Consider the following 13,814-nt stretch of genomic DNA (forward strand, 5'->3'; position numbering starts at 1 on the left):
TTTAGCTTACAAACAATGAAATCAACTAGATATACGTCATTAGCCATCGCCTTATTGGCTTCTCTTGCTCTAAATTCCTGCAAAAAGTTTTTAGATCTTCAGCCTACCTCCACGGTAACGAGTGAAAATGCCTATCTTACCGGAGACAATATTGAGAAAGCATTAAATGGGGCCTATAATTCTTTTATAGGCAATGGTACCCGCCCGGGAAGCAATGCCAATTATTATCAATGGGAGATGATTTTACAGACCGATATCCGTTCGGACAATGCGCATGCGGCCGGTGGTGGTGAGATAGACTTTGCACAAATTGACTATAATACGATTACCAATACCAATGAAATGGTACGCAGGGATTGGGAAGAACTGTATGGAGCAATCTCAAAATGCAATATCGTTATCGACAATGTTAATAAAGTCACAGATCCTACTTTTTCGGATGAAAGACGCAAACAAATTCTTGGAGAAGCTTCATTTTTAAGAGCCTTCCATTATTATCAATTGGTCAAACTTTACGGTGGTGTCCCCTTGGAAAAACACTCCAACAGTACAGATTCGGAGGTATTACGCATCAAGCGATCAACTGTAGAGGAGGTTTATGATTTTATAGATTCGGATCTACAAGTGGCAGCAAACAATCTTCCCGATGGGTTTGGACAGCCCTCTATTGACAAGGTTAGAGCTACAAAAGGTGCTGCAAATGCCTTGCTGACCAAAATATGGGCACAACGCCCTGATCGCGATTACAATAAGGTATTGCAATACGCCAATGCAGTGATTACTGGAAAAGGTGGCTATCAGCTCCTTCAAAACTATGCGGATCTTTTTGACGGTAAACATAACTATAACAGTGAATCTATCATGGAGATTCCCTATATCGCCGGCAGTCCCAATCTAAGCTGTTGGGGTGGCGCATTCTTTTTCCCAGATTTGGATGAAAATGGCCAAATCAACGAAAACGAATGGCGCCGGTATGGCACACCTTCGAAAGATCTTGTCGAAGCTTATGACAACGCTGGCGACACTGAACGAAAGAATGCCAACATCTGGTTTTTCTCTGTTCCTTGGGCAGATGAGTTCTGGAACCCTTGTGGAGATGCCGATACAGAAATCCCATTTAATGTAAAGCAAAAACATGCCAACAGCTTCCAAAGTGGCGATCATTTTTACCTTTTGCGTCTTGCGGACATCATTCTGCTTAAAGCAGAGGCTCAAAACGCCTTGGGAAATGCTTCTGGCGCGATAAACACTATAAACATCATACGTCATCGCGCAGGGCTGCCCGATTTATCCGGTGTCAGCTCCACTGCACTAAAGGCCATTATTCTCAACGAGCGCCGATTGGAACTTGCTTTCGAAGGTCAACGTTGGGATGATCTGAATCGCTATGGTGTCACAGTGGAAGTCATGAATAAATTGAATGAGATCAAATTTACATGCGATAATGGCACTCAAAGTAATGCCACACAAATTAAGTATAATTTTAACCAAAATAGCCTGCTCCTCCCTATACCATTATTGGAATTGCAGGCAAACCCTAGCCTGACTCAAAATCCAGGCTATTAATTAGACCAAGCATAGGCTGTTCAAAGGATTAATTCCTTGAACAGCCTTTTTTTACAAATATACTTTATTATGACTCGTTTTAAATCACTGGATATTTTCCGTGGGTTTACACTCGCGGCTATGATTCTCGTCAATAATCCCGGCAACTATCATCATGTATTTCCTCAACTTGAACATTCCATCTGGCATGGATGTACGTTTACAGATCTTATATTTCCATTTTTCTTATTTGCTGTCGGAAACTCGATGGCATTTTCTTTAAAAAATAGCGATCAGCTGGCACCAGGACTATACTGGAATAAAATTGTCAAAAGAACAATCATCCTTTTTCTACTCGGTCTGTTTTTAAATGTTTTCCCTTTTGTAGAATGGAATAGTCTTCACCAGCTCGAGTGGATTCCATTTGCCAAGTACAGGTATTTCGGCGTATTGCAACGTATTGCTATCTGTTATTTCAGTTGCGCCATGTTAGTATATTATTTTAAAGATAAAGGCGCAATTATCATCGGTACGGCATTTCTCTTGTTCTATTGGTTGATTTGCTACTATAGTAATCCATCGGATCCTTATAGTTTGGACGGTTGGTTCGGAACTGCACTTGATATTCGAATCTTCGGTGCATCCCATCTCTACCACGGCGAGGGCACAGCATTTGATCCAGAGGATATCTGGAGCGTCTTACCGGCCATCAGTCAAACGATATTCGGGTATATTACCGGAAAGTACATTATTCAAAAACTGACAGGAAAAAGGGAGCTGATCAACCTATTTATCGTAGGTCTGTCCTTTATCCTGATTGGCTATCTATGGTCATTTGTTTTTCCTATTAATAAGAAGATCTGGACCAGCAGCTACGCCGTATTCAGCACTGGAATTGCACTCTCTTTTCTCAGTATATTAATCTATCTTATCGAATTTCAAAACATCAAAGGGATAATTTACACTGTCCTTGACGATTTCGGTAAGAATACACTATTTATCTATTGTCTTAGCGGCTTAATCCCCACGATTTGTTCTTTTATTCTCATCGGGGATACACATCAAAATCTTTGGAACTTAAGCTACCATTTCCTGTTTGATAGCTGGCAAAACCAACGATTATCCTCCGCCCTATTTGCGCTGCTATTTGTCGCTTTAAATTGGTTGATTGCCTATTATCTAAGAAAAAAAAATATCTACATCAAAATTTAAATCAGGCATCTTTTTTAAAGCAGCCAGTTCGGTATAATTTTACAAAAAAAGGGCCTGAGCCCTTTTTATATAAAGATATGGATAAGATATACCGCAGCTACTTTAAGAAAACGCCCCATCTTTGTTTTACTATTTCGCCGTTTACAGTATACGAATACTAAAGTAGCTTAAACTAACTATGTAGAGAAAAAACTTAGGGGGACAAAATCGGGACAAATGTCATTTGACTAAAAAACAAACAGTAAAAACACACTTTCTATTGAGGAAAAAAGTTATTTGACGCAAAAAAAGCTTAAATAAAAATACTTGATTCAAACTGTATTTTTGAACGTGTAATTGCTGATACCACCTTGTCCCTTATCTCATTTTTAATTCAATTTTTAGACAGTGATCAGTCAATGATTATACAGTGGATACTGAGTGATCACTGAACAAGCACTGAACGAGCACTGAACAAGTAGTGCCGAAAGGACAAATTTGGTAGCACGTATCCTGTTGTATATTTTAAATGAATGCTAGTTCCAAAAGAAGTAAAAAAAGAAAACCTGAGGTTGGGAGCCTCAGGTTTTAACTAACCAATTATTAACCTAAATTATGAAAAGTCCTTATTACTATGTTTAACAAATGCGTTTCAATTATCGAACCATAATATTCTAAAATCTACTATTTCACATTTCTTTAACAAATTACTGAGATTGGGATGACCAAAATCTAAAAAAATAACTGCGATAAGCAAGTATATACAGTTAACTTAAGTTAAAAAGACTATTTGGTTCTAATTTTTCATAGACGGAATCCGGTTCTGCAGCAGTATTTGGTAAAAAAGTCGATTCTGTTAAAAAATGTATTTTAGCAGGATGCCTTGCTGCTGCCATTTTGACTAATTCCATCATGTAATGATTACTTGGATATCTTTTAACCTGTGCTCTTATATCTTCAAAACCATCATATTGACAGCATTGATCAATATAGCCCATGCCATAGAAAGTACCATTTTCAATAACAATACAGCTTTTCTCTTCAGAATGACGTCCCTTATCGATCAGTACATACGATGGACGTTGTACCAACCACTCCTCAATACAGCGTTCAATTCTGGTGTTGTGTAGGTCACGATCCGGCAAGACATCCTTCTTTATGGATTTTGTTGACAAACTGGCTTGCCCAAACTGACAGAATTGCGGATTTATAGCATCTTGTTGAATGAATGTTTGGAGCAACTGTATTGCATCATATTCACGCTGGAACACTTGAATACATGGCTGTCCCCTATTTGTCTTACCAATGGCAAGATGAAGGTAGCCGTTTTGATCTTCATAGGAAAACAATCCGAACTTCGGTTCGTACCGCTTCAGCGCCCTATTATATTTTGGCCAAAACCGTTTAATCTCCGCGCATTCCAAAAGTAGCGCCATAAGCTCCGTACCACAGCATTCATAACTGATATGATGAATTTCCTTTAAAAAATTCTGCCTTTGTGCTTGAATGTTATTTCCAGTGAAATGGGACAATACCCGTTTTTTTATATTTACAGCCTTTCCAACATAAATTACTTTTCCATCTTTATCGTGAAAATAGTAGACCCCAGCCTCATTCGGCAATTGTTCATACGCTAATGGATTTAAGTGCGGCGGAAAACGTTGATCTATCGCCTTGTGTTTAATCATCTCCTGAAAGATCTGCTCAGTATCCAGAACTTTCAAATAAGCAAAAAGAATTGCAGTCGCATCGGCATCGCCACCTGCACGATGCCTATTTTCTATTGGTATATCTAAATAATCACATAAACGTCCCAAACTATAGGATAATAACCCCGGCTTTATTTTTCGCGCATAGCGTACTGTACATAATTTTATTGCTGACCATTCAAATCCCGATTCCTGAAGCTGAAAACGGATGAATGAGTAATCAAAATTGACATTATGCGCAACAAAAATACGGTCTTTCAGCATTGCATAAATGCGCTCGGCAACTTCTTCAAATGTTGGAGCATCCTTTACCATATCATTATCGATGCCAGTAAGCGCAAAAATGGAGTTAGGAATTTCCTTTCCTGGATTTATTAATGTTTCCCAGCGTTCAAGAACTTGGTTACCATCATGAATAACAATAGCAACCTCCGTGATCCGACTCGATTTTGCATAACCACCTGTAGTCTCTATATCCACGATGGCAAACTCTTGTTTTTTGCTTTGATTTATACTCATAACACAAAGCAAATATACTAAAAATATTAGCTGCCAAAAATAATATCCATAAACTTTTACAAAACAGGATATATCCTAATGACCCGCGCTTATTTTAGAATAGTGTGAAAGTCAGTGTGTGATGTGCTTTACGGCGGTTATTCAATTTTTGATGCTAATTTATTTACCAATTTAAATAGCAGATCAGCTGCCAATTTGCCTGTCCTCGAATCGATATCAAAATGTGGATTTAATTCAGCCAAATCAACAGATCGCAGATTAGGTAGATCCAAAAGAATATCGTAGATCGTAAAAAATAGCTGATCTGGAACTATACCGTTATATGCCAACGCACTGACTCCAGGGGCATAGGCCGAAGAAAAGGCATCAAGATCTATGGTCAAATACACATAATCCACCGATTTGGAAAAACCAACTATTTTTTCCCGAATCTCATCAAGTTTCTCATAGACCAAACTATCGCGTTCTATAATCTGCACATTCTTCTCGCGAGCATAATTTAGTAATCCCTTTGTATTGCTTATTTCCTGAATTCCGATTGCTAAGTAATGAAAAGGCAAATTTGCTGCCGATTGATCCTGTTCAATTTGATAGAATCCCGTTCCAGAATTTCCTTTGCCATCCTGCAAGGCACGAATATCTAAATGCGCATCCAAATTAATGATACCTAAACTTTCATTCACGTTTTTTAGATATTGACTAACCCCTAGATAGTGGCCGTAGGTGATTTCATGACCTCCGCCTAATATGACTGGGAATCCTTTTCGCTCGAGAATAATTTTCAAAGCATCTCCCAAATATTCTTGACATGACTCTAAATCATTGTTCTTTAATATGATGTCACCACAATCTTTAAGTTTAAGTTTATCTGGAAAATGAACGGGAAGGTTGGCCAATACATTCCGGAGTGCAGCTGGGCCCTCTTTGGCTCCCACTCGTCCCTGATTGCGGGCCACACCTTCATCACTACAGCATCCAAGAAAAGCGATGGCTTGGCGAAGATCGGATGGTTCACCAAGGTCAACACAATTCATGACTTGATGCCAGCGCATCCATTCACGACTCTGACCATCCACACGTCCCTTCCAAACAGCTTGGTCACCTTTGCTATATATTTCGGAATCATCCAACAAACGTTTCATTCTTTCACATCAAATAATTGTTCAATAATTTGGTCATCCACAAGATGCGCACGGGTGACTTGTAATTTGGCATTCTTTTCCATCGCACGATCTAGCGCCTGGTTTGCCTCCTTATTTCTAGCCCAGGCACGTCTAGCAATCCCATTATTCACATCAAAAAATAACATTTTTTCCAATCTAACAACCGCTTCGTCCGAACCATCTAAGAGTAGGCCAAAACCGCCGTTGATTACTTCTCCCCACCCGACACCACCGCCATTGTGGATAGAGACCCAAGTCGCCCCTCGAAAGCTATCTCCAATGACGTTATGCATAGCCATATCCGCTGTGTATTGACTTCCATCATAAATATTGCTGGTTTCCCGATAAGGTGAGTCTGTTCCGCTAACGTCGTGGTGGTCTCTACCCAAAACAATCGGCCCTTCAAATAAACCAGTTTTCACTGCTTCATTAAAGGCCTTTGCAATTGCAATACGTCCAATGGAATCGGCATATAAGATGCGCGCCTGAGAACCTACGACGAGCCTATTTTTATCAGCTTCTTTAATCCATTGTATATTATCTCGTAGCTGCTGCTGAATTTCTAAGGGGGCTTCTGCTAGAAGATCCTCTAAAACGGTCATGGCTATTTCGTCAGATTTTTTCAGGTCCGAAGCTCTTCCAGAGGTGCAAACCCAACGAAATGGCCCAAAACCGTAATCAAAACACATGGGACCAAGAATATCCTGTACATACGACGGATAGCGGAATTGGTCCTTTTTATCATTCCAGACTGCTGCGCCGGCACGGCTACTTTCCAAAAGAAATGCATTTCCGTAGTCGAAAAAATATGTTCCCTTGGAAACATGCTTATTGATTGCATCAACATGTCGTACCAAACTTTTTCTCACACATTGCTTAAATTTGTCCGGGTCACTCGCCAATAAAACATTTGCTTCATCAAAGGTTAATCCCATGGGATAATATCCGCCGGACCACGGATTATGCAATGATGTCTGATCAGACCCTACAGTAATGTGGATATTTTCACGATCGAAAGTCTCCCATACTTCGACTATGTTACCGACGTAGGCAAAAGATACTATTTCCTTTTCTTCCATTGCCCACTTTACCTGTTTAACAAGTTCCTGTATGCTCACTATCAATCGGTCAACCCATCCCTGCTCATGTCGTTTTCTCGCTGCGTCGGGGTTTATTTCAGCGCATACCGTTATGCATCCTGCAATATTACCTGCTTTCGGTTGGGCCCCACTCATTCCTCCTAGGCCAGAAGTCAAAAACACCTTTCCTTGAACGGTATCATTTACCGCCAGATGTTTCCGGAATGCATTCATAACTGTAATAGTCGTTCCATGCACAATACCCTGTGGACCGATATACATGTACGAGCCGGCTGTCATCTGTCCATATTGCGTAACGCCCAACGCGTTGAAACGTTCCCAGTCATCCGGTTTCGAATAGTTTGGAATCATCATGCCATTGGTTACCACAGCACGAGGAGCGTCTTTTGAAGATGGAAAAAGTCCCATCGGATGACCACTGTAAAGATGTAATGTCTGTTCATCGGTCATTTGCGATAAATATTGCATAGTAAGACGATATTGAGCCCAATTTTGAAATACGGCTCCATTTCCACCATAAGTGATCAATTCGTGCGGATGCTGTGCGACCGCAGGATCGAGGTTGTTCTGAATCATCAACATAATTGCTGCCGCCTGCCTACTTAACGCCGGATAATCGGCTATTGGTCGAGCATGCATTGTGTATTGTGGTCTAAAACGGTACATATAAATTCGACCATAATCACGAAGCTCTTGCAAAAATTCAGGCGCTAAAATGCCGTGCCAGTGATTAGGAAAATAGCGTAATGCATTCCGTATAGCTAGCTTCTCTTCTGACTTTGTAAGAATATTCTTTCGTCGGGGAGCGTGGCTAATGGTGTGATCACGCTCTACCTTTGGCGGCAGTGTGGAAGGGATACCTTCCGCAACCTCTATCTTAAATGTATCTTTCATGGTGTTATAATGATAATACTTCCATACCATTTTTCCATACTGCTGTAGGCTGCAAACTTCCTTGGTAGTAAGTAATATGCTGATAATTGTCGGTTTTAAATAAACTAAAATCTGCACGCATTCCCTTCGCCAAAATCCCCCGGTCAGACAAGTTCAATGCCTTTGCCGCACGGTAGGTTAATGCTGCGAGTAGTTCAGCATTGGTCAACTTTTCTGCCGCTGCCAAAATCGTAGCACTTGTCAATAATTGCCCCATTGGAGCAGATCCCGGATTCCAATCACTACCTATGGCTAGGCATGCACCTGCATCCAACAGTTTTCTAGCGGGTGTAAAACCGCAACCCAATCCGATGGAAGCTGCGGGTAAAGCCACCGCGACAGTGTCCGAATGTGCGATAAGTTCAATTTCAAGAGCTGTTGAAGCCTCAAGATGATCTGCAGATTTAGCACCGAGCTCCACCGCAATCCGGCTTCCAGACGTCGTAAACTGATCGGCATGGACCGTCAGATCAAAACCCATATTTTTTGCTTTTTGTAAATAAGCGACAATGTCTTCTCCCTGAAAAGCTGTTTTTTCGATAAATGCATCCATCCGATTTGATAGCTTTTCAGATTTTAAGACCGGAAATAGAACTTCAGCCAGCATATGGAGATAGTCTTTGGCAGACCCTTTGAAATCCCGCGGAAGCATATGTGCTGCCAAACAGGTGGGGATAAGGTCTGGTTGTATTTGTCGATCTGATTCACGGATGACGCGCAATAATTTAAGTTCCTGTTCAACGTTAAGCCCATAACCGCTTTTAACTTCGATGGTTGTGATTCCTTGTTTCAATAGTAAATGTGCTCTCCTTATGGTAAGCTCTACCAATTCTTGGGCATCACAATCCCGCGTATGGGAAACGGTGCTCCAGATCCCACCTCCTGCCGCAGCGATCTCCAAGTAGCTTGAGCCGGCATTTCTAAGGGCGAAATCATTTGCACGATCGCCTGCGAAAGTAATATGTGTATGGCAGTCAATAAAGCCTGGCAAAACGACCTGATCTCCCTCAACATGGATCAAATCCACCTGCTGCCCCCATTGCTGTAGTAACTGATCAAAAGCGGCCACATCCATTATGGTGTTTCCTGCGATTAAAATTCCCCCCTCATCAATAATAGACAATTGGCTATCGTCGACTGGCCCTTTAATAGGCATATTTGACATGGTTAATATTTGCCTAAAAGGCCCAACTAATTTTACGTCCTTTCTCATCATTCTTAGTTTAAAATACCTCGAACTGCTGTTTTAACTCTTCAGCAATCTCTCGAGCAGCATATTGACCGTGCAATGCGATAAGCTCTCCTGATTTCACCAATCTTAATGCTTCGGTTAGCAGCTCTTCCATCGGCTGGTCCGATTCAATATGTGGGATGGACTGACGGATTCTCCCATGGATAGCTTCCAGTGCAGCGGTTGATGTTAACGGTTGATGATAATCTTTAGCTTGGGCGGCGCACAACAGTTCAATGCTTAATATTTTGTCGACATTGTCAATCACCTGCAACAGTTTTCGTCCGGCGATAGATCCCATACTCACATGGTCTTCTTGGCCTAAAGAAGTTGGAATACTATCGGCACTCGCCGGAAAACAAAGTCCCTTATTCTCGCTCGCTAGGGCGGCCGTACTATATTGTAAGATCATAAATCCTGAATTGAGTCCTGTTGATTTCATCAACAATTTGGGTACACCATTGGTTTGACCTTCTAAAGACAAGTAGACCCTCCGATCAGAAATATTCCCAATTTCAGATGCCGCCAATGTGGCGTAATCCAAAGGTAACGCAATAGATTGCCCATGAAAGCTACCACCGCTAATGGTTAGTTCATCGTTAATGATCACAGGATTATCGGTCACCGCATTTATTTCAATTTCGATGGTATCTTTTAAATGAAACCAAGCGTTGCGTGATGCGCCATGAACTTGAGAAATACAACGCAAAGAATAAGGATCTTGCACACGGGAACAGTGTTTGTGACTTTCAAGAATAGCCGATCCGTGAAGCATATCAAAGATGCTTGCAGCAACATAACGATTTCCCTTGTGCGGTCGTAATTCATGTAGCTCCGAAAAGAAGGGTTTTATCGAACCATTTAAGCCTTCAATCATTATAGAGGCAATAATATCGGCATTTTCAAGCATACGGTATAGTTCAATAACGCCCATTACGCCATGCGCTGCCATAAATTGAGTCCCATTAATCAGTGCCAACCCTTCTTTTGCGCCTAATTGAATCGGAGCCATACCGTATTTTTTCAAAATGGCGGCTGTAGGAACGACATTCCCTTCTACCTTGACTTTTCCTAAACCAATTAATGGTAAAAATAAATGAGACAAAGGCGCTAAATCACCCGAAGCTCCGACTGACCCTTGTTTTGGCACAACAGGAATGATATCATTCTCAATATGCCAAATCATCCGCTCAATTGTACTGTATTGAACACCCGAGAATCCTTTAGAAAGCGCGTGAACTTTAAGGATAAGCATCAACTTTGCTAAATCATCACTTATAGGTTCACCCACACCTACAGCATGGCTTTTAAGAATATTTTCCTGTAATAATTGCGTTTGACCGGCATCAATGCGTGTCGTGCAGAGCGGACCGAAACCCGTGTTGATCCCATAGACGACCTCACCGCGCTCAACTATTTTGCTGACATAACTGGCGCTTTGATCGATCTTTTCCCTGACGTCGGACGATAACTCTCCCCGAACCAATCCTTTCGCTATTGCTAAGGCTGTGGAACAAGTCAAATGCCCACTGCCGTATAAAAATTTATCCATCTTCCAATCTGCTTTACCCAAAAGTACTTGCTATATTTGATAAGCAGAAATACCATTTCCATCATCAATTGATAACCATGAATTATCAAATAGAGTTTAGACACTTATTATATTTCAAAGTATTGGCCGAAGAATTGCATTTCCGAAGGGCAGCGGAAAGATTGTTTATTGCACAACCGGGTTTGAGCAGGCAAATTAAGCAGTTAGAGGAATATTATGGAGTATTACTTTTTGAACGCACTAAGCGGAATGTCATGTTAACAGAGGCCGGAATGTATCTATTTAAAGAGGCGCAGGAGTTATTTAGACATTTAGCACAAATTGAAACTCAACTTCAGAGTTATGCCAACGGAAAAATAAGCACCCTAAAGCTCGGTTTTATTGGATCGGCTGTTCAGACTATCCTTCCGGAATTACTTATTAATCTGAAAAAACAGCAGCCCGACATTGAGCTATCTCTTCACGAATTGGCGAATGAAACGCAGCTGGATCTGCTGGAAAAAAGAGAATTGGACTTGGGATTTGTCCGTCTTTCCGAAGTTCCGCTTGGACTAAGTAGCCAACCGATATATACGGAGCACTTCAGTCTTGTATTACCCAATAACCATCCACTTTTGATATCTCCACAGCCAAGTCTGGATGCTTTAAAAGATGAATCATTTATCTTGTTTTCCAAAAACTATAGTCACTCCTATTACGATCTGGTCATGAGTATTTTCAGTGATCATAAGTTTATTCCCAAAGTAACGCTTCGTACAGTCAATGCATTGACCATATTTAATATGGTGGCTCAGGGGATCGGTGTTGCAATTGTTCCGTCGTCCTTAAAAAATGGATACCATGTTAATGTCTCGTTTTTGGAACTGGATGCTCTGCCACAGCGAACAACGCTTTCATTAGTTTGGAACGCCCAAAATCGTAATCCTGGAATTCCTTTAGTCGTCGAGCTTATGAATTTACAAGTCAACAATGCATAAAATACATTTGATACATTGGTCAGACCTAAATCCTTTTTAAATTGAATATAGAATAAATTTCCGGATTAAGATTGTTGCTGTATTGCATATAAAAAACAAATTCTCTAAGTTTGATATATTACTAAAACTTACATACAAAACGAAATTATGATTTTAGAAGTAGCTATATTACAAATTATTGAAGGGCAACAATCCAATTTTGAGAGAGATTATAAAACAGCTTGCCAGTATATCAGTGCAAGTAAAGGATACATCACGCATTCTCTCCGTAAATGCATCGAAAAGGATAATCAGTACATCCTGTTGGTGGAATGGGAAACTTTAGAGGACCATACCATCGGTTTCAGGGAGTCTGCATTATTTAAGGAATGGGAAAAACTTTTACATCACTACTACGATCCATTCCCAACAGTCGAACATTACGAAGTGTTAAAATAGTCGTTCTTTAGCCCTATTCTATAATAATCTAGTATCTTTGTAGAAATTTTTAACAGTTAACTTTTAACCCCTATAAGGCGACAAGCTTTGTAGCACTGAACAGATTAAGATGTACACAAAAGAAAAAGCAAAAGTAAATAGTTTTACAGTAGATCATACCAAATTAAAACAAGGGATCTACGCGAAAGCTTCTAACACCACTAACAGCAATGTCGAAAATTATACAACTTACGACATTCGAATGATTAGGCCGAATTCACCTGAGCGTATGTTGTCTCCTGAAGTAATGCATACACTCGAGCACTGCTTCGCAACGGAAATTAGAACGATTTTGGGTGATGAAGTCATTTATGTGGGCCCGATGGGATGCTGCACAGGATTTTATGTTGTATTGGCCGGCACAGAGCGAACTCCTCAACACGTGGCGGAATTAATGAAGGAGGTGCTTGAAATAATTCTTACAGCAGGATATGAAGTTCCTTTCCAAAATCCTATTAGCTGTGGAAATTACACATTCATGGATTTTGATTCCTCAAAACAAGCTTGTGTTAACTTCTTAAATTTAATCACTGCTGGAAAATTGGAATTTGAATACCCTTATATTGAAGAAAATTAAATGATCCTGAATAAAGATATTGAAACGGTAATCTTGGTAGCAAATAAGAACGAGCTATCTTTTCCTTCGCCAAGTAAATCCACTTACATCTATGAAATTGGTGTTGGCAAAGTAAATGCGCTCTTGTCTGTCGCCAGACTTTACGAAGACATCAAAATACTGGGAATTAATCCAATTATTCTCAATGTTGGTACAGTAGGCTGTACACGGCATCCCATAGGACATGTTCTTTATCCGTCCTATTACGCGCAAGGAGACGCTTATACGGATGGATTTTTTCTAGAGAACACGTTATTTTTTAAGGGGCAGGGAGTATTGGAATCGATATCGGCTGATGAGTTTCGTTACGAAGATGCGCTGTTGACATCAGATCGTTTTATCCATGTAAATTCATCTTTTTATCAGGATATTAAACATTTAAACCCTATGGCTTTTGACATGGAATCTTATGCGCTAGCGAATTTCTGTTTCCAGAAGAATCTTGCCTTTCATAGTATCAAAATCGTTTCAGACAACTGCGACGGTACAGTTAAGGATTGGGAAAGTATTCTAGGAAAAATTTCAGGTAGACTAGGTAACATACTCGATCAATTCATGAAAAAGCTGGACGCAGAAAAAGCTTCAGCCAGCCTAACGTGATCCAAATAAGTATACCATATTAAGGCCTGTAGAAATTACAGGCCTTTTTTTTGATATTCTGAACATAAACGCTCCAAAAGTTATTCGTTAGATATTAAAACAAGCCGAAATAGGCTTCGCGTTCGTACCCATTGATCCTTGTAATTTGAATTTATCCAAACTATTTTCCGCCAAGGTTGTTAAAACAATGGATTAAATACC

Annotated in this window: 11 protein-coding genes; 6 read left to right on the forward strand and 5 right to left on the reverse strand. The window is 40.3% G+C overall.

Going from position 1 to position 13,814, the window contains the following annotated elements; all coding sequences use genetic code 11:
• The first annotated feature begins 15 nt into the window (after positions 1–15).
• Positions 16–1,566 carry a RagB/SusD family nutrient uptake outer membrane protein gene (locus tag VXM68_RS16780; RefSeq protein WP_294350385.1) on the forward strand — a complete coding sequence of 517 codons (1,551 nt, stop codon included), beginning with the start codon at positions 16–18 and terminating at the stop codon, positions 1,564–1,566.
• Positions 1,567–1,635: 69 nt separating this feature from the next.
• Positions 1,636–2,757, forward strand: a complete 1,122-nt coding sequence (locus VXM68_RS16785; RefSeq protein WP_367209447.1) for an acyltransferase family protein — start codon at positions 1,636–1,638, stop codon at positions 2,755–2,757.
• A gap of 746 nt (positions 2,758–3,503) precedes the next feature.
• On the opposite strand, the gene VXM68_RS16790 is transcribed toward VXM68_RS16785, so the two are convergent.
• The 5 genes from VXM68_RS16790 to hutH all read right to left on the reverse strand — a co-directional run bounded on the left by VXM68_RS16790 (position 3,504) and on the right by hutH (position 10,943).
• Complete coding sequence (locus tag VXM68_RS16790) at positions 3,504–4,964, reverse strand: exonuclease domain-containing protein (RefSeq protein WP_294188062.1); 1,461 nt, start codon at positions 4,962–4,964, stop codon at positions 3,504–3,506.
• Between the two features lie 137 nt (positions 4,965–5,101).
• Positions 5,102–6,106, reverse strand: coding sequence for a formimidoylglutamase (gene hutG, locus VXM68_RS16795; protein WP_367209448.1), 1,005 nt, complete (start codon positions 6,104–6,106; stop codon positions 5,102–5,104).
• Positions 6,103–8,121, reverse strand: coding sequence for a urocanate hydratase (locus VXM68_RS16800; protein ID WP_367209449.1), 2,019 nt, complete (start codon positions 8,119–8,121; stop codon positions 6,103–6,105). Before VXM68_RS16800 ends, hutG begins: the two co-directional genes overlap by 4 nt.
• Before the next feature lie 4 nt (positions 8,122–8,125).
• Positions 8,126–9,376, reverse strand: coding sequence for an imidazolonepropionase (gene hutI, locus VXM68_RS16805; protein WP_367209450.1), 1,251 nt, complete (start codon positions 9,374–9,376; stop codon positions 8,126–8,128).
• Positions 9,377–9,383: 7 nt separating this feature from the next.
• Positions 9,384–10,943 carry a histidine ammonia-lyase gene (hutH, locus tag VXM68_RS16810; protein ID WP_367209451.1) on the reverse strand — a complete coding sequence of 520 codons (1,560 nt, stop codon included), beginning with the start codon at positions 10,941–10,943 and terminating at the stop codon, positions 9,384–9,386.
• 77 nt (positions 10,944–11,020) lie between these two features.
• On the opposite strand from hutH, the gene VXM68_RS16815 reads away from it, so the two are divergent.
• The 4 genes from VXM68_RS16815 (at position 11,021) to VXM68_RS16830 (ending at position 13,613) form a co-directional block, all read left to right on the forward strand.
• Positions 11,021–11,920, forward strand: coding sequence for a LysR family transcriptional regulator (locus VXM68_RS16815; RefSeq protein ID WP_294350400.1), 900 nt, complete (start codon positions 11,021–11,023; stop codon positions 11,918–11,920).
• Positions 11,921–12,067: 147 nt separating this feature from the next.
• Entirely contained in the window at positions 12,068–12,358 is a 291-nt protein-coding gene (locus tag VXM68_RS16820; protein WP_294350403.1) for an antibiotic biosynthesis monooxygenase, read from the forward strand.
• Between the two features lie 109 nt (positions 12,359–12,467).
• Positions 12,468–12,974 carry an S-ribosylhomocysteine lyase gene (locus VXM68_RS16825; RefSeq protein ID WP_294188074.1) on the forward strand — a complete coding sequence of 169 codons (507 nt, stop codon included), beginning with the start codon at positions 12,468–12,470 and terminating at the stop codon, positions 12,972–12,974.
• On the forward strand, positions 12,975–13,613 hold the full coding sequence (locus VXM68_RS16830) for a hypothetical protein (protein ID WP_367209452.1): 639 nt from the start codon (positions 12,975–12,977) through the stop codon (positions 13,611–13,613). It abuts the gene before it with no gap.
• Positions 13,614–13,814: the final 201 nt, after the last annotated feature.

It is taken from the genome of Sphingobacterium sp. R2, from assembly GCF_040760075.1.
Lineage (GTDB): Bacteria > Bacteroidota > Bacteroidia > Sphingobacteriales > Sphingobacteriaceae > Sphingobacterium.